The sequence below is a fragment of the Halorussus halophilus genome (assembly GCF_008831545.1).
GTDB lineage: Archaea > Halobacteriota > Halobacteria > Halobacteriales > Haladaptataceae > Halorussus > Halorussus halophilus.
The window spans coordinates 2,574,617-2,591,149 of record NZ_CP044523.1 but is presented as its reverse complement, the minus strand read 5'-3'; the positions used below and the strand labels follow the sequence as shown (position 1 = coordinate 2,591,149).

Below are 16,533 nucleotides of genomic sequence, written 5' to 3'. Positions count from 1 at the left end.
CTCGCTAAAATCGGTGGTATCTCGTTGCCGGATAGGTTCCGAAATCCCGCGTTAACCAGCTGTACCAACACCCCCACTCGCCCCGGTTTAGTTCAACTAATTATGGTGTGAAAACGCAAGAGGGCGAGGTGTTAACTACTCGTACCAAACCCACTAAGGCAGTTTGGGACCTAGGTGTATCTGTCCATGAGCACCACCGCTGCTGGCACGACCACCCTGACCGACAAACAACAGCGAATCCTCCGGTACCTCCGCGAGAACGGTCAGATGAAGACGTACTTCAAATCCCGACTCATCGGTGACGAACTCGGCCTCACCGCCAAGGAAGTCGGCGCGAACATGACCACCATCGCCGACGGCGAGTTCGACGTGGACGTAGAGAAGTGGGGCTACTCCTCGTCCACGACGTGGAAGGTCACCGTCTGAGAGTTCGCGAACGCGGTGGCAGTTCTTCGCACTGCTGGCACGCAGTTCGATACCTTGAGACGCTGTTCTGTTTTCTCCACGTAACCGACGAGCGAAGCGACTAGCGAGTTCCACTACTCACGGCAAAACCGAACCGCGACGACCTACGGGTCGAAACTAATCAGTCCGTCCGCCTGCGCCGCGAACGCCGTCGCGTCGGCGTCGAAGGAGTCGGCGTAGCGGACGAGCAGCGTGATGACCGTCTCGGGGTGACGGACGACGTAGCCGTCCTCGCGGTCAAGCAAGCCCGCTTCCTCTAAACTGGCGGCGTACTTGCTCACCGTCGGCCGAGACACGTCGAGCGCGTCCGCGAGGCTAGACCCCGTGGCGTCGGGGTCTCGCAGTAGTTCGATGAGCATCCCACGCGGCGTGTCGCGGCGGAGATAGCCCAGTGCGACCTGCTCGAACGAAGAGAACTGTTCGGCGGGGTAGAACCGTCGGTAGTCGCCGTCGCGGCGACTCTCGACGACGCCCGCGTCGAGTAGTTGCCGGAGGTGATGTTGTGCCTCCCCCGTTCCCAGTTTCAAGTCGTCTCGCACTTTCGAGAAGTGTGCGCCGGGTGTGGTCGCCACGTAGCCTGCGATGGCGTCGCGGGCCTCGCTCTCGCCGTTGTCGTCACTCTTGAGTTTCGAGAGCGGCGTCGCCGCACCGAGTGCCGCGAACCGGCGGAGCGTGGACCGCTTATTTTCATCCACCTCGGAGCGCTCAACCATCTTCAAAAGAAGGGTCGTTCCGGACACCTAAAACATCTTCGCTTGCGGGAGCGTCACATGCAGGAGGGTTCCGATTGTTGGTCCAACCTACTACTCTGGCGCTCAGTCGTAACGTTCGATTTCGTCTTCTCGTGGCTCCGTCACGATTCGCATCATCGTCCCGCCACATCGGTTGCAGTCGTCGTGCCAACTGTCCGCGACGACGCCACAGTGACCGCATTCGTATCTGCTCTCTTCGTCCGGTCCGTCGAGTGCGGCCGCGAACGCGTCCCCGAGAGACGCCATCGGTGGTTACCTCGGCGTCTCGACGGTGACGGCCCAACCCTCGCGTTCGACTACCGCGAACTCGTCGTGGACTCTGAGAGAGAACGAGGCCCCGCAGTTGGGGCAGGTCGGTTCGTCTGCCGGTTGGCCGTGTCGCCACTGCTGGTCACAGGTCGGACACGGTATTTCGATACTCCGCCGTTCGTTGCTGTTTTCGCGTGCCATAGCTCCGCTCTCGTCGGGCAGTGCGAACGACTGCCACACTAACGTCTGCAACTCAAGAGTGCAAGTAATAGTTTTTGCCGTATTCAAAGATATATCTGCAATTCGTTAGGTGAGTGCGTGACGAGCGAAAAAGTGGAGGGCGAAACTACTGCCGACGCGAACTATTCGAGTTCCTTCTCTAGTTCGGCGTCGTCCATCTCTTCGATGTCTTCGACGTCCTCTACGTCGTCCATCTCCTCGATGACTTCGTCGGCACTCTTGATGTTCGTCGGGTCGTCGCCTTCCTTGATAGCTTGGGCTTCCTGCTCCATCGCTTCCACGTCCATCTCGGCCTCCTCGTCGATTTGGCCGAGAATCTCCTCGATGTTGTCGAGGCCGAGCAGTTCCCGAGTCTCCGAGTCGAAGTCCAGACTGTCGAGCGACTGGCCGTCGGTCTGCACGTCGCTGCCGGTGAGGTGCTTGCCGTAGCGACCCACCAGCGAGGAGAGTTCCTGCGGGAGGACGAAGGTCGTGGACTCGCCCTGACCGATGCTCTCCAAGGTCTCCATTCCTTTCTCGATGACGGCGCGCTCGCCCATCGACTCGGCGGACTTCGCACGAAGCACGGTCGAAACTGCGTCACCTTGGGCTTCCAGAATCTGGCTCTGCTTCTCACCTTGCGCGCGGATGATGTTCGACTGCTTCTCACCTTCGGCCGTCTCGATGGCGCTCCGGCGTTCACCCTGCGCTTCCAGAATCATCGCACGGCGCTTGCGCTCTGCGGAGGTCTGTTGCTCCATCGCCTGCTGAACGTCCTTGCTCGGGTTGACCTCACGGACTTCGACGCTCTCGACGCGGATGCCCCACTCGTCGGTGGGTTCGTCGAGTTCGCGGCGAATCTTCGCGTTGATCTCTTGGCGCTTGTTGAGCGTGTCGTCCAGTTCCATGTCGCCCAGCACTGCGCGGAGCGTCGTCTGGGCGAGGTTCGAGACGGCGCGCTTGTAGTCTTCGACTTCGAGGAACGCCTTCTTGGCGTCCATCACCTTGATGTAGACCACGGCGTCGGCGGTCACGGGCGAGTTGTCGCGCGTGATGGCTTCCTGTCGTGGCACGTCGAGCGTCTGTGTTCGCATGTCGAAGCGGTGGGTCGCGCTCACGAACGGTGGCACGAAGTTGATACCGGGTTCGAGCAGTTTGCGGTACTCGCCGAACACAGTCAGCGCACGCTTTTCAGTCGCATCGACGATTTCGACGGCCTGCCAAATCGTGATAATCGCTAACACGAGGATGAGCAGACCAACTATCATGAAGCCACCGCCGGGGGCGGCCTGTAGCGGGACTAGCATAGGGACTCCCATACGCGGATGTTAGAATGAATACGTGTTAAGTATTCTGCTCGTCGTTGTTACAGGAACAGCAAAACTAACCGCAAGCAGTCGGTTAGATTTCCTCGGAGTCCGTCTCGCGCTCGCGGACTGCATCGCCACGCTCTCCACCGTCTTCGAAACCGGCCTCTTCGTCGCGCTGTGCGGCCCGCTCGCGTTCTCTCCGCAACTCGCGGTCGATGGGGTCCTCGATTGCTTCCAGCGGTTCGACGGTGACGACGTTGCCGCCGCCGGGGTCTACGACCATCACCTCGGTTCCTTCCGGAATCTCGCCGTCCATGCTCCGGGCGGCGTAGTACGGATTGAACCCGCCTTCGTGAAGCTTAATCTGGCCTTCGTGGGGCGTCACGCGCTCGGTGACGCGGCCGGTTTCGCCCTTCATCGAGTCCGAGTCCCGTGTCCGAGCGACGCCCTTCCCGCCGTAGAGGTCCAACTCACGGTAGGCGTAGAACGACGCCGCACCGAAGCCCAAGACGAGTGCGGCCATCACGAGCGGCCCCGCCAGCGGCGGGAACAACAACCCGACGAGTCCCGCCAGAAACAGCGCGACGCCGAGGACGACGAAGTGCGCTCCCGGAATGAGAGCTTCGGCCATCGCTAAGCCGATACCGGCGATGACCAACAACAGTGGGAGCGATTCCAACAGCGGTGCCATACCTTCGTCTTGGAATGCCGACCGGTTAACGTTTTGCAAGGGGCGTTGCCCCGCAGGGGCAACGGAAAGTGAGCGCCGAAGGCGCGAACTGCGAGACCCCGCAGGAGTCTCGATTGCGAGCGGCGAAGCCGCGAGCGGGGGCGTTGCTCGCACTCCGACGGAGCACCCGAACGACGAACCTCAGCCGACGATATCCTGCAGGTCGGGATGGTCCAGATACTGTCGCAGTTCGGGACGCAGTTCCGACTTTGGCGTCCCGTGAATCTCGTCCCGAATCTTCTGCCACTGTTCGTGCCTGCGAAGGACGTACACTGGAATCTCCTCGACACCGAGTACCTTGGCAATGCTGAGCCTGTGATAGCCTTCCGTCCAGATGATTTCGCCGGACCTGCCGACCAGTACCAGCGGTTCCAAGTCACTGATGAACTCCACGTCCGTCACCGAGTCGTACGACGTTTCGAAGTTCGGTCGATAGCGCTCTCGCACGCTCTCGGCCAACTCGTCTAGCGCTGCGTACCGCTCCGCTCTGAACTCCTCTATGCTCTCGAATCCGCGAAACACGTCGTTGTCGGCCAGTTTCTCTTTCGCCCAATCGTCGTAGACGGTCTCCTCCCAGTCCATGCCGTCTTCGAAATGCTGTCTGAGTCCCTCGTACATCGTCGTCTCGCCGAGTAACTGGCAGTTCTCCGGACGGTCCCACTCTCCGCCCCGAACTCGACCGACACCCCAGCGGAGCGAGACGACGCTGTAGTACTCTACCGCTGTGGGGTCTACTCGAATCGGTTCCCACGGGTCCCCTGGCGCGCCGTACTGTTCCCGATTGCAGCAGTCGTGCCACTCGCTGTAGTAGCGAAAGGCGTCGAGACCCATGCTCAGGCCGCGAGAAGCGCGATGCGGAAGAAGACTGCGAGCATCGTCAAGACGCCGAGCGCGACGAACAGCGCGTTCTCGGCGGAGGGCGACCCCGGTTCGAGTGTCTCGGGTTCCGGTTCCGGCGGCGTCTGCTCGGCCTCCGGTCCCACGTCTTCGGGGTCGTACTTCCAGTCGGAGTCGGACATAGCGAAACCTTCGCCCCCACTGGCAAAAGGATTGGCGGCTTCAGCTTACTCTGGTTATTGCTCCTCAGTCTCGCTTACGACGCCCTCGTATGCGTCCCGACGGTCCGTGAACTGCGCGTAGACGCCGGTTCCGCCCGACCGCTTTCCATCCGACCCCACTGTGGGACGCTGATGTTCGTTGATGGGAACCCCGTCCAAGTGGGAGGCAAGTCGTTCGACCATCGTGTGCCACCCTGCCATGTCTCTGGCCCAGTCGTCTGAGCTTTCGACAGGTGCTGTGTAGGTAAGCGTCAGGAAACAGCCGTCCGGATGAGAGTCGAGTTCCCACCGGACGACACCGTCCGGGTTCATTTCTTCCCACCACGTGTGTTCGAGGAGAGTGGGTGGTTCGATTCGGAGGATGCGGTCCTCGGCGAACACGTCCTCGTCGTGTTCTGTGACGAACTCGCCGCCGGGTTCGCCTTCGAACTCCACCACATCGAGCCACTCACGCAGGTGTTCGGGGTCGCTCAGTGCCTCCCAGACTTTCTCGACGGGGTGGTCGAGGACGCGCTCGAAACGCGCTTCGTAGGCATCTTCGGTTTTGTTTAGTTCTCTGTCCATCGTATCACATCTCGTCTAAGTGGTCTTCCAGTGCGTCCAATCGGTCCGACCAGCGGGGACCGTACTCCAGCAGCCAATCGACCATCACTTGCAACTCCTCGGTCTCGGCCTGATAGAACCGCTTGCGCCCCGACTTCCGGACGGAGACGAGTCCGCCCTCTCTGAGTTGCCGTAACTGCTTGGAGACGGCCGGTTGGCTGAGTTCGGTGGCTTCCACGAGTTCGCCGACGCTCCGTTCTTCGCTCGCGGTCAGTTCAACCAGACGGCGACGGGTCGGGTCCGCCAGCAGTTGGAATACGTCGGCCACGTCAGATATATTCACATACAGAAATATAACTGTTTCCGAATATTTGTGGCTACGTGACTCGGAATGGCGAACTGGTTTCGAAAAGCTAGCACCGTCGTTGGTGGCCGTCGCTCCGTCTGTTACTGCTCGTTCGCGCCGATGTTCCCCTCGTAGACGACGCCGCGTTCGGCGTCGATGGTGACCTCGTCGCCGTCGTGAACGCCCGGGTCGAGCGGTGCGCCGCTGACCATCGGAATCTCCAACTCGCGGGCCACCAGCGCGGGGTAGCCAGTCATGCCCGGCCGCGCGTCTACGATGCCGACCAACTTCGAGGCGTCCCCTTCGAACTCGCCGTCGAACGCCGGGTCGATGACCAGAATCGACCCTTCCGGGACGTCCGAGAGGTCGCCGTCCTTCGTTCGGGCAATCGGCGCCGAAACGCGACCGGTGACGACGCTCCGGCCCGTGGCAATAGTCTCGGCGGCGACGTGGACCTTCAGCATGTTCGTCGTACTCGCACTTTCGAGTTCGGACATCATCCCGGAGAGGACGACCACCGTGTCGCCGCTGTCTGCGGCCCCCGCGTCGAGTGCGGCCTGCACGGCGTCTTCGATGATGGTGTCGATGCCTTCGGCCATCGGCGTGTAGCGCGCCTCGACGCCCCACGAGAGCGAGAGTTTCCGCCGGACTTCGTCGTTGGGTGTAGTCGCAATCACGGGCACTTCGGGGCGGAACTTCGCCACCTTCAGCGCGGTGTAGCCGGATTCGCTGGCCGCCACGACCGCAGACGCGCCGATGTCCCGCGCCAGATAGCGAGCGGAGCGAGCGAGGGCGTCGGTCCGGGCGTCCTCGGCCTTCGGCACGCGCTGTTCGAGAATCTCGCTGTACTCGGCGTTCGATTCGACTTCCCGGACGATTCGGTCCATCGTCTCCACGACGCGAACGGGGTCGTCGCCGATGGCCGTCTCGCCCGACAGCATCACGGCGTCGGTGCCGTCCAGCACTGCGTTGGCAACGTCTGAGGCCTCCGCGCGCGTCGGTCGGCGCGCGTGAACCATCGAGTCTAGCATCTCCGTCGCCGTGATGACCGGCACGCCCGCCTGCTGGCACTTCCGGATGATTCGCTTCTGAATCATCGGCACGTCTTCGAGCGGACACTCCACGCCGAGGTCCCCGCGAGCGACCATCACGCCGTAGGCGGCTTCGACCAGTTCGTCCAGATTCTCGACAGCGCCGCGGCGCTCGATTTTGGCGACGATGGGGATGTCAGCGCCGAACTCCTCCAGCACTTCGCTCACCTCGTACACGTCGTCGGCGCTCCGGACGAAACTCGCAGCCACGAAGTCAACCTCTTTCTCGGCCGCCAACTTCAGGTCACCGCGGTCTTTCTCCGTGACGACGTCGAGGTCTAAGTCCACGCCGGGCGTGTTGACGCCCTTCCGACTGCCCAGTTCGCCGCCGCTCTCGACGTGCGCGAAGACCGTCTCGTCCTCGACGCGCTCGACTGTCGTCTCGATGCGGCCGTCGTCCAGCAGTACCTTGTCGCCTGGCTCGACACTCGGTATCGCGTAGGAGAGACCGACTTCTTCGGGGGTCGCGCTGTCGCCAGCGACGAACCGAACCGTCGAATCGCTCGCAAGTTCGATTGGCTCTTCTATCTCGGCGGTACGAATCTCAGGCCCTTGGAGGTCCATCATCACGGCCAGCGGGTCGTCGGTGGTGTCGTCCACGTGCCGGACGTGGTCTACCAACTTGGCTCGGTCTTCCCGAGAACCGTGGCTGGCGTTCAGCCGAGCCACCGTCATCCCAGCGTCTGCGAGGTCGCGGATGGTACGCCGGGAGTCAGAAGCGGGACCCAGCGTACAGACGATTTTCGCGTTTCTCATGGACGCCTCTTTGCCGCTACGCGCAAAAAACCCCAGTGATTAACTCGCAGGTGAGTTGTTGGCTTCGGGCCACAATCACTTTTTGCGTCCTTCGCAATTGGTCACGTATGCCCAAATACGCCTCCCTCGTCAATATTCGGAAGGACTTCCAGAACGTCCAGGAACTCACCTCCATCTGGGGCGACATCCGTGCGGAGCTAGAAGAGCACGACGCGCACTTGGAAGAGACCTACGCAATCCTCGGCGAGTACGACTTCCTCCTCATCATCGACGCCCCCGACCGCGACGACGTGTACAAGGCTTCGATGGCCATCGAGCGACACGGACTCGACCTCCAAACCATGGAGATAGTGCCGACCGACGAGTTCGCCACGCTCGTAGACGACCTGTAGCTAGCCTTCAGATTTTGTCGAACCGCCAGCGCGCTTAGCGACGGGCACCTCCCAAACGAGGACGGCCGCGCTGCCCAGTATCAGTGCTACGCCAGCCACAGCGAGCGCCAGTAGGGGCGACGACAGGTCCGAGAGAACGCCACTCGCCAACTGGAACGGAATCACGGCCAGTCCGCTGACCATCGCCATCGCCGAGAGAACGGTCGCCCGGCCGAGCGACTCGACCCCGTCGTTGACGTACTGGCTGGCGAACGTGCGCGTCGTGTCTGCGATGCCCCGTGCGAGCAACAGCAGCGGGAGCGCCAGTACCGGCGCGAAGTACATCGCCGCGAGCGCCCCGCCGACCCCGAACGGGAGCACGAGGAACCACGTTCGGAGGCCGACGCGTTCCCGAATCGTTCCCGCGTGATAACTCAATCCTGCACCGACCAGACTGATACCGGCGTAGTACCACCCCAAGAGCGGTTCGACGCGCGATTCGGCGACGCCCAAATCGACGACGACGGTCTCGAAGATAGGCTGGACGAAGATGAACACCAGGTACAGCACCGCCGCGAACAGCACGTAGTAGTAGAGGACGAACGCCCGAATTCGTCTATCCGTCACCGCGTCACGGACGATGTCGAGCGTCCGCCCGAGCGAGAGGTGGTCCGGCGTCTCTGCTTCGTAGGTGCCCGATTCGGAGAGCGACAGCAGAATCGGCACGCCGAGCGCCGTCACGCCCGCCGCGACGAAGAACGGATACGCCAAGTCGAGACTCCCCAAATAGCCACCAGCGACGGCGGCGACGACGCCAGTGAGAAGCGAGACCGACTCCCCGCGGCCGCGTATCTCGGAGAAGTCGTCCGCTGCGTCGTCGTCAGTCAAGGTGTCGTAGAGCCACGCGTCTTCGCTCCCTGACCGGAAGTTGTAGCCCATCGACCAGCAGGCGTAGAGCGCGACCAACACGAGGAACGACGACGCGAGGCCGATGGCGACCAGCGTCGCGGTGATGACCGCCGTCCCGACGACGAGACTGTTCCGGCGGCCGATTCGGTCGCCGACGTAGCCGGTCGGCACTTCCCCCAACACTGTCGCGAGGTTGTACACAGCTTCCAGCACTGCTATCTGGGCGAACGACAGATTCAGCGAGAGGAAGTACAGATACATCACCGGCCGGTAGAACTCCACCGCTTTCGTCGCCTTGTAGAGGTAGTAGGTCAGGACCGAGGAGTCGGGGAGTCCGTCGGTCACGCCGAGCGTCGTCATCGACTCGACGCAGTACTCCAGCGACTTGAAATGTTTCCTTACTACGATTCCGAGAAATCGTAATATCGCCGGGAACCGAACCGTTCTCGTTTCCCTCTCAGTTCCGCGCTCGAACCATCAACTTCCGATTGCCGAAATTCTGCACGTTACCGTCTTCGACCGACACGCCGTACACCTGCTGTGCTTCGGGGGTGCGAACGAGTTCGGAGAGTCGCTCGCGCGCTTCTTCCTCGGGGTCGGTGCGTTCGACCCACGACTCGTAGTCCAGTTCTTTGCGCATCGTCAGCGACTCTTCGACGTCGAACCCTGCGTCGCCGAGAATTCCCTCCCACTCAGTCTGCGAGTACGCCTCGCCGTGCGTCGAATCTCGTAGCGCCTCGAACTCGTTGAAAAAGTCCGCCAGTCCCTCGTCTTCCGGCGCGACGTTGTCCTCGAACGCGAAGACGCCGCCGGGTGCGAGGACGCGCCCGACCTCCGCGACGAACGTTTTGGGGTTCGGAAAGTGATGCGCCGCGATGCGGCACGTCACAGCGTCGAAGCTATCGTCCTCGAACGGCAGTCGCTCGGCGTCCGAAACGACCCCTTCTACGGGGAAGGTCGCGGTTGCTGTCACGACCATCTCCCGCGTGAGGTCGCTTGCGACTACGGTCGGGACGCCTGCCTCCGCGAGCGCGCCTGCCGTGTGCCCACCGCCGCAGGCCACGTCGAGTGCGCGGGTCGCGTCCTCGCACCACGCCGCCAGCGTGTCGAGGTCCGAGCCTTCGCGGTGGACCGCGCTGTCTCGGTAGGCGTCGGCGGCCCCACCGAAGGATTCGACGTTCTCCCGTTTCCGGTCGGCGTCGTTCATATCTGGAAATTGGTTCTCTGGGGCGTGATAGCTGTCGGTTCGCGCAACTCTGGCGAACCGACCAGTCTTTTCCCAGCCAACTGCCCAGTATCCTCTTTACAGAGTTCGTCGTACCCGCTCCGATGGCAACCGAAACTCGCACGTGGTTGCAACGGGACGAATCGCTCACCTCGCTCGACTACGTCGGTGCCCTACTCGCAGCAATCACCGGACTCATCCACCTCTACGAGGGAGTCGAAGACTGGGGAGAGGGTTTCATCGGGGTACTGTTCGTACTGGCAGGACTCGGTTTCTTCGGGGCTATCGTACTGCTCTTCCTCGGCGCTCCGAAACGACCGCTGTACCTCGCCGGCATCGTCTTCACAGGCATTCAGTTCGTCGCGTACTTCGTGCTTCGCTGGCCAGACATCTACGAGTTCATCGGTCTCTTCGACAAAGTCGTCCAGCTAGCGCTCGTGCTCGTTCTCGCCGCGCTGTATCTCCGGTCTGGCTGAGAAACGTGGTCGGTGTGACTTACTGTACCTTCGTCCCTGGCACGCTGTCGCCGTGAGTCGTCAGGATATCGGCCTCGTCACCCGCGGCCAGCAACATGCCGTTGCTCTCGACGCCGAACAACTCGGCTTTCTCCAGATTCGCCACGATGATGGCCTTCGTTCCCGGCAGTGCGTCCAAGTCGTGCAGTTGCTTGATGCCCGCGACGATTTGGCGGGTCTCGGTGCCGATGTTCACTTCGAGTCGCGCGAGGTCGTCCGCGCCCTCGATGGGTTCGGCGACTTCGATTTCCCCGACGCGGATGTCGAGGTCTTGGAACTCTTCGAAACTGATGCGGTCGTCCGTGATGGGTTCGATGTCTGCGTCTTCGCTCATGATGTCCTCCGATTCGGCTTCGTCCGCGTCTGCTTCGTCCGTGTCTGCTTGGTCGTCGCTTTCCGTAGCCGCTTCGATTCGCTCCTGCAACTTCGCGTTCAGTTCCTCGACGCGCTCGTCTTCGATTTTCTCGAACAGTTCGTCCGGTTCGTCGAATTCTCCATTGGGGGATTCGAGACAGGCGTCGAGTCCAGCGTCGTCCACCGTACCGTCCTCGCCCAACTGCTCCCAGAGCGTCTGGGCCGTGCCGGGGAGGATGGGTGCAGAGAGGACCGCGACGGCCTTGGCCAACTGCACGCAGTCGTAGATGACCTGCTCTGCCTGCTCGGGTTCCTCGCCGACGAGGTTCCACGGTTCGTTGCGCTGGATGTACTCGTTGCCGAAGCCAGCCAGCGAGATTGCGGTATCGCCCGCCTCCTTGAGCGAGTAGTCGTTGACCGCGGCTTCGAACTCCTCGATAGCTTCCTCGATTCGCTCTTCGACTTCCTCGGAAGTCTCGGCCTCGGGCGCGCCGTCGTAGTTGCGCGCCGCGAACAGCAGACTCCGGTAGACGAAGTTACCGAGCGTGCCGACCAACTCGCCGTTGACGCGCTCCTGGAACTTCTCCCACGAGAAGTCAACGTCCTGTTGGAACCCGCCGGTCGTGGTGAGGTAGTACCGCACGAGGTCCGGGTCGAAGCCCTCGTCGAGGTAGTCGTCGGCCCACACGGCGCGGTTCCGACTGGTCGAGAACGCCTTGCCGTCCAAGTTGACGAACCCGCTCGCCATGACGGCGCGCGGTTCGTTGTAGCCCGCACCGCGGAGCATGGATGGCCAGAAGACCGTGTGGTGTTGGATGATGTCGCGGCCGATGATGTGGACGATTTCGCCCGTGTCGGCGTCTGCCCACGCTTCGGTGTCGGCTTCGTCGTCCGCTCCGGCCTCGGGTGCGCCGTCCTTCCACGCGGCTTCCCAGTCGAAGGTGTCTGTGCCGACGCGCTCGCTGTACTGCTTCGTGGAGGAGACGTACTCGATAGGCGCGTCTACCCAGACGTACAGCACGAGGTCTTCCTTTCCTTCGCCCGGATAGTCGATGCCCCAGTCCATGTCGCGGGTGATACAGAGGTCCTGCAGTTCGCCCTCTATCCACTCTCGGGGCTGGTTTCGCGCGTTGCTGGTGCCCTCCAAGCGGTCGATGAACCCCTTCAGGTAGTCCTGAAAGTCCGACAATCTGAGGAACTCGTGTTCCCGTGCGCGGTACTCGGCGGGGTTCCCAGTCAGCGTCGAGCGCGGGTCTTCGATTTCTCCGGGTTCGAGGTGGCGCTGACAACCTTCGTCACACTCGTCACCGCGGGCCTTCGCACCGCAGTACGGGCAGGTCCCCTCGACGTAGCGGTCGGGCAGTGGCTGGTCGGCTTCGGGGTCCCACGCGACCTGAATCTCCTTCTCGAAGACGTGGTCGTTTGCTATCCACGAGCGGACGAACTCCTGTGTCAACTCGGTGTTCGTCTCGTCGTGGGTGTGTCCGTAGTTGTCGAACTCGACGTTGAATTTGGGGAACGTCTCTTCGTACTTCTCGTGGTGCCGGAGCGCGAACTCCTCGGGCGTGACGCCCTCCTTCTCGGCGTTGACAGCGACGGGGGTGCCGTGCATGTCCGACCCGGAGACGAAGGCCGTCTGTTGGCCCAGTTTCTCCAGCGCGCGAGCGTAGGCGTCGCCGCTGACGTACGTTCGCAGGTGGCCGATGTGCAACTCGCCGTTGGCGTACGGCAGGCCGCACGTCACCACGGCCGGTTCCTCGGTGGGGAAGTCCTCGTGGCTCATACTATCTGGTCCTCTCTCGCGGGTGTAAAACCCGCCGATTTCGGTGTTGGGGGCTGTGAATTCGACTCGGTGATTCGTGCATTGGATTCTGTGTTTCGTGACTGGTTGTGACTGGTTGGTGGTTCAATCAGCGAGTCGGGTTTCGCCACCGCAGAAGAGTTGTCACGGTCCGGTGGGTCCTCCCGACGCTACGCGTGGCTCTGCATCTGCATGCGCATAGCGCGGGCGAGTCGGGTTTGAAATGATTTCTGGACCGTGATTCGCACGACTCAGAGTTGTTCGTTTTGCTACTTAAGGCTTCGCTCGGGGTGGTAGCTAGTGGCTAGGTGTTTCGTGGGTAGTCTGGTGAGTTCCGAGTGGGAATTCGGTTAGTGGTGAGGACAGGAACTCTGACAGCACAGCGAACAGCACTGATGCCGGTGCCTAGGAGAGACAGCACCGCAACCACGAACCACGTCCTCCCCATCCGACTCGCTCGCACTGCTCGCTCGTCCCTCGCGCGGATGGCCGAATCCACACGGGATTCGGCCGCACGCGCCGAGAAATCTGTGAAAATGCGCGAAATTGTTCTTCGGTCATCGGCGCGCGTTGGCGCAACCCGAAGTGGTTGCGCCGAACTCGCGCGAGGGATGAGTATCGCAACGCGGAAACCGCGGCACGCCGCGGTTTCCGGACCTGAGAAACGTAGTCGGCTGGGGAGGCGTGTGGCTCATGCGGAGCGGTCGCTGTGCGGTCTCTCATCGGTATCGGAAGTAGCTAGCTCTGACTGGACCGAGAAAGACTACTAGAGTTATGCAGAGCGAGCAGAATCTGAGCAGTAGCTAGCTTCAATTCAACTACGTCGGATTCGGCTACACGAACGTAAGTCTCGGAAATACTGACCGATGAACTACGTCGCTCGTCTGTAGAATCGGGCCAAAGCATTTCCACTCTCGTTCACAAAATCCCAACATGACGATGCGACAGCACCTAACCGAGAACCTCGGGTACGCACTTCTCGGCGGCCCGGTACTCGGTCTCATCTCCTTTCTCGTGGGGGCCTCGCTCTTCGGCACGGTACCCGGAATCGGATTCGCTGTCGCAGTCTACAGTCTCGGCTGGGTGCTGGCGATTCGCCAATCCGAGCAGGAGGCGCAGAAACCCCCGTCGGACAGAGACGAGAAGCGAAGTCGCCGCGAAAAAGAACTGGAGATGGAGAAAGGTGGCTACGGTGGAAACGGCGGTGCTGGATAAAGCAGTCGCGCTACCTTCCGACAGCCACAGACCTTTCCGACCGACAACCCAACCCACGGACACATGGAGAAAGTCGCAATCGAGGACGTCGAAAACGAGCAGAACCCGATGAAGGTTCACAGCGTTCGCAAGCCCATCTCCCGAGAGTTAGGCACCGAAGAGTTTGCGATGAACTACTTCGAACTCGAAGTGGGCGAGTCCTTCTCCGGCGGCCTGCACACCCACGAGGACCAAGAGGAAGTCTTCTACGTCGAGTCAGGAATCGCGACCTTCGAAGTCACGAAAGAGCGCGAAGAAGTCCAAGTCGCAGACGGAGAACTCATCCGCTTCCCGCCGGGCGAGTTCCAGAAGGGGTACAACGATGGGGAAGACACCGTCGTCGGGTGGGCACTCGGCGCGCCCGGCGCGATGCACGACTGGGACGAACTCTACTCGCTCGCGTACTGTCCCGAGTGCGAGGAAGAGACGAAACAGAACGTGAGACTCGGCGCTGGCTCGTTCGAACTCACGTGCACCGAGTGCGGTAACACGCAGGGATAACTCGTACTGTCAGACCGAGACTCCGGCCGCCGCGCCGACGACTCCGAGCGTCACCAGCAGACGGCCGACGCTTCCCGCAAACGTCGCCAGCGCGAACTTGACGTAATCTTCTTCGAGGACCGCAAACGCGTAAATCGAGAGCGTGTCGGGGAAGAAGGGCACCGAGAGCGCGAGCGCCATTCCGAGGTACCCCCACTTGCGCGCGAGTTTCAGCGTCTTCTTCTCGGACCACTCGATTACGTCGAAGCGCGACTCTCTGAGGAACTTGATGACCGGCCCGGACTCCTTGGCTTCTTGGCCGATGTGGAACGCGAAGACGCTCCCGGCGGCTTTGCCGACCGCGCTGACGAGGATGATGAGCGCGAGTCGCCCGAACTGACTGAGTCCGAGGTCCAGTGGCGCGACCAGCACGACTTCGCTCACGCCCGGCAGTGCGAACGCGATGAGGAACGAGTAGACGAAGATAATCGCCAGACCGACCCAACCGGTCGCCGTCTCGACGACGTGCTCCATCCAGCCGAACGAGAAGAGGGCGACGAACTCGACGAATCCGGCGATTGCTCCCACGTACGTTGCGATGAACAACGACGACATAGGCCTTTTGCACGGCGGTCAGACTGATACTCTCTCACATGGTCACTGGTAGCATGTTCGACCACGAGTACACGCTCGTCGCACATCCCCGCATCCGACTGCGCGCGGCGTACCGTCGCGCCGAAGACAGCGAGGCGACTGATACGCCTCTCACCGCACTCAGTTGCTGTTTCGACTACCGCGCCGACGGCCGGTGGACCGAAGCAGGGACGACCGTCGGGCTTCCCGAACATCCCGAAGAGGCGGGCGTCGAGTGGCAGGGGTTTCACGTCGCGCTGTACCGCGACGACGAGGAGGTGGTCGCGCGGGACTTCTCAGTAGTCTCGGAACTCGCCGAGGCCGTCGATACGGTCGATAGGTTCGCGCCCGCGCTCGCCGACCGCGGCCGGAAGTTGGTCGGCAAGGTAACAGAGAGACGGTCGAAGTCAACCGCTGAATCGACTCCAGAACGAACAACCGCGACGCCAATCGAGATGCCACAGTCGGACGGCACCACCGTCGAAGCGCTCGCACCACCTGCGCAGGCCACCTTCGAGGTGTATGAAGCAGAAGCAGGCGAGGGGTGGCGCTGGCGACTCGTCCACGACAACGGCAACGTCATCGCCGATTCGAACCAGGGCTACTCCTCGAAGCGCGCCGCCGAACAGGGAATTCGGAGCGTCAAGCGCAACGCGCTGGGTGCCGCTGTGGAGGAGCGAGAACACTAGTCCCGTTTGGGATAAAAGACGTACGAGTGTCGCGCGTCAACGTCGTACAGCAGCGTGCCCGGTGGCATCCGCAGGAGTCGCCACGTGATGTAGAGGTCGCCGATAGCGCCGGAGGTGTTGACCACCAGCACGAAGAACGCGAGCAGTGCCACCGGCAGTGGCCCAGCGAGCAGTGGCGTCAGTACGACGGTGAACACGGCCAGCGGAGCCATCGCACAGAGAACGTTGTCCCGCCGAGTCTGGAACTGGCCGAAGGCGGCGGCGTAGAGCGCGCCGATATTAATCGCCACGCCGTAGCTCACTCGGTAGCCGAGCAGTTTGTAGACCGTCCCGTGGACCAGTTCGTGGACCACGAACGTCGCCCCGAGTGCGACGACGACGGTTGCCATTCCTGCTGGTCCGAGCGTAAATTCGAACACCAACTCGTTCCGGAGCGTGCCCATGAGCCAGCCGAACCCCACAACGGCGGTGAAGAAGAGGACGAACGACCCCACGGCCAGCCACAGCGGCGGATAGTTGAACTCCACGGGGTCGCGGTAGCCCTGCGGCGTCTCGGGTGGGCCTGGTGGTTCTGGATCCGCGCGTTCCTCTTCGGACGCGTCGGACGCGTCAGCCCCGTCGAATAGACGCGATTTCTGTGACGACTGGGACGACTCTGGCGAAGGCATCGGTTGTACCACCACTTCTGACGACGGACGAACAGATAAGTGATTGGACGCTAAAGTGATTGGGCGCTAAGTTGTCGAGTGTTACCGCAGCACAACACTCTTCCTCTCTGCTGCA

Annotated in this window: 21 protein-coding genes; 6 read left to right on the top strand and 15 right to left on the bottom strand. The window is 61.9% G+C overall.

The annotated features are described in order from the left end of the window. Positions 1–186: 186 nt before the first annotated feature. Positions 187–426 carry a DUF7123 family protein gene (locus tag F7R90_RS12950; protein ID WP_158057838.1) on the top strand — a complete coding sequence of 80 codons (240 nt, stop codon included), beginning with the start codon at positions 187–189 and terminating at the stop codon, positions 424–426. A 143-nt stretch (positions 427–569) separates the two neighbouring features. Here the strand turns inward: F7R90_RS12950 and F7R90_RS12945 are convergent, their stop codons facing one another. From F7R90_RS12945 to pyk, 10 genes are all read right to left on the bottom strand, one after another. After that, positions 570–1,178 carry a winged helix-turn-helix transcriptional regulator gene (locus F7R90_RS12945; RefSeq protein ID WP_158057837.1) on the bottom strand — a complete coding sequence of 203 codons (609 nt, stop codon included), beginning with the start codon at positions 1,176–1,178 and terminating at the stop codon, positions 570–572. A gap of 102 nt (positions 1,179–1,280) precedes the next feature. Continuing rightward, complete coding sequence (locus F7R90_RS12940; protein WP_158057836.1) at positions 1,281–1,463, bottom strand: hypothetical protein; 183 nt, start codon at positions 1,461–1,463, stop codon at positions 1,281–1,283. Positions 1,464–1,469: 6 nt separating this feature from the next. Continuing rightward, positions 1,470–1,667 (bottom strand): hypothetical protein, encoded by a 198-nt coding sequence (locus F7R90_RS12935; protein WP_158057835.1) that lies wholly within the window; start codon positions 1,665–1,667, stop codon positions 1,470–1,472. A gap of 161 nt (positions 1,668–1,828) precedes the next feature. After that, the gene (locus F7R90_RS12930; RefSeq protein ID WP_368408506.1) at positions 1,829–3,004 is read right to left on the bottom strand and encodes an SPFH domain-containing protein; all 1,176 of its coding nucleotides are present in this window, start codon (positions 3,002–3,004) and stop codon (positions 1,829–1,831) included. 82 nt (positions 3,005–3,086) lie between these two features. Further along, entirely contained in the window at positions 3,087–3,686 is a 600-nt protein-coding gene (locus tag F7R90_RS12925; RefSeq protein WP_158057834.1) for an NfeD family protein, read from the bottom strand. 180 nt (positions 3,687–3,866) lie between these two features. Beyond that, complete coding sequence (locus F7R90_RS12920; RefSeq protein WP_158057833.1) at positions 3,867–4,556, bottom strand: ParB N-terminal domain-containing protein; 690 nt, start codon at positions 4,554–4,556, stop codon at positions 3,867–3,869. A 2-nt stretch (positions 4,557–4,558) separates the two neighbouring features. After that, complete coding sequence (locus tag F7R90_RS12915) at positions 4,559–4,744, bottom strand: DUF7312 domain-containing protein (RefSeq protein WP_158057832.1); 186 nt, start codon at positions 4,742–4,744, stop codon at positions 4,559–4,561. A 54-nt stretch (positions 4,745–4,798) separates the two neighbouring features. Then, the gene (locus F7R90_RS12910; protein WP_158057831.1) at positions 4,799–5,347 is read right to left on the bottom strand and encodes an SRPBCC domain-containing protein; all 549 of its coding nucleotides are present in this window, start codon (positions 5,345–5,347) and stop codon (positions 4,799–4,801) included. A 4-nt stretch (positions 5,348–5,351) separates the two neighbouring features. Further along, the gene (locus F7R90_RS12905; protein ID WP_158057830.1) at positions 5,352–5,654 is read right to left on the bottom strand and encodes an ArsR/SmtB family transcription factor; all 303 of its coding nucleotides are present in this window, start codon (positions 5,652–5,654) and stop codon (positions 5,352–5,354) included. 119 nt (positions 5,655–5,773) lie between these two features. Further along, positions 5,774–7,519, bottom strand: coding sequence for a pyruvate kinase (pyk, locus tag F7R90_RS12900; RefSeq protein WP_158057829.1), 1,746 nt, complete (start codon positions 7,517–7,519; stop codon positions 5,774–5,776). A gap of 107 nt (positions 7,520–7,626) precedes the next feature. Between pyk and F7R90_RS12895 the strand changes: the two genes are divergently transcribed. After that, positions 7,627–7,911, top strand: a complete 285-nt coding sequence (locus tag F7R90_RS12895; protein ID WP_158057828.1) for a GYD domain-containing protein — start codon at positions 7,627–7,629, stop codon at positions 7,909–7,911. On the opposite strand, the gene F7R90_RS12890 is transcribed toward F7R90_RS12895, so the two are convergent. Further along, entirely contained in the window at positions 7,912–9,159 is a 1,248-nt protein-coding gene (locus F7R90_RS12890; RefSeq protein WP_225741168.1) for an MFS transporter, read from the bottom strand. A 97-nt stretch (positions 9,160–9,256) separates the two neighbouring features. Beyond that, on the bottom strand, positions 9,257–10,006 hold the full coding sequence (locus F7R90_RS12885) for a class I SAM-dependent methyltransferase (RefSeq protein ID WP_158057827.1): 750 nt from the start codon (positions 10,004–10,006) through the stop codon (positions 9,257–9,259). Positions 10,007–10,128: 122 nt separating this feature from the next. Between F7R90_RS12885 and F7R90_RS12880 the strand changes: the two genes are divergently transcribed. Beyond that, entirely contained in the window at positions 10,129–10,500 is a 372-nt protein-coding gene (locus tag F7R90_RS12880) for a DUF7475 family protein (protein WP_158057826.1), read from the top strand. 19 nt (positions 10,501–10,519) lie between these two features. Here F7R90_RS12880 and metG read toward each other — a convergent pair whose 3' ends face one another. Continuing rightward, on the bottom strand, positions 10,520–12,676 hold the full coding sequence (metG, locus tag F7R90_RS12875) for a methionine--tRNA ligase (RefSeq protein ID WP_158057825.1): 2,157 nt from the start codon (positions 12,674–12,676) through the stop codon (positions 10,520–10,522). Positions 12,677–13,627: 951 nt separating this feature from the next. On the opposite strand from metG, the gene F7R90_RS12870 reads away from it, so the two are divergent. Then, a complete protein-coding gene (locus F7R90_RS12870) occupies positions 13,628–13,909 on the top strand; it encodes a YccF domain-containing protein (RefSeq protein WP_158057824.1) in 282 nt (93 codons plus the stop codon). Positions 13,910–13,972: 63 nt separating this feature from the next. Further along, positions 13,973–14,449, top strand: a complete 477-nt coding sequence (locus F7R90_RS12865; RefSeq protein WP_158057823.1) for a cupin domain-containing protein — start codon at positions 13,973–13,975, stop codon at positions 14,447–14,449. Positions 14,450–14,458: 9 nt separating this feature from the next. On the opposite strand, the gene F7R90_RS12860 is transcribed toward F7R90_RS12865, so the two are convergent. Beyond that, complete coding sequence (locus F7R90_RS12860; protein ID WP_225741323.1) at positions 14,459–14,962, bottom strand: YqaA family protein; 504 nt, start codon at positions 14,960–14,962, stop codon at positions 14,459–14,461. Positions 14,963–15,081: 119 nt separating this feature from the next. Between F7R90_RS12860 and F7R90_RS12855 the strand changes: the two genes are divergently transcribed. Beyond that, positions 15,082–15,750 (top strand): YegP family protein, encoded by a 669-nt coding sequence (locus F7R90_RS12855; RefSeq protein ID WP_225741167.1) that lies wholly within the window; start codon positions 15,082–15,084, stop codon positions 15,748–15,750. Here F7R90_RS12855 and F7R90_RS12850 read toward each other — a convergent pair. Next, the gene (locus F7R90_RS12850; RefSeq protein ID WP_158057821.1) at positions 15,747–16,418 is read right to left on the bottom strand and encodes a DUF3267 domain-containing protein; all 672 of its coding nucleotides are present in this window, start codon (positions 16,416–16,418) and stop codon (positions 15,747–15,749) included. The two genes, F7R90_RS12855 and F7R90_RS12850, sit on opposite strands and share 4 nt — an antisense overlap. Between the last annotated feature and the right edge of the window lie 115 nt (positions 16,419–16,533).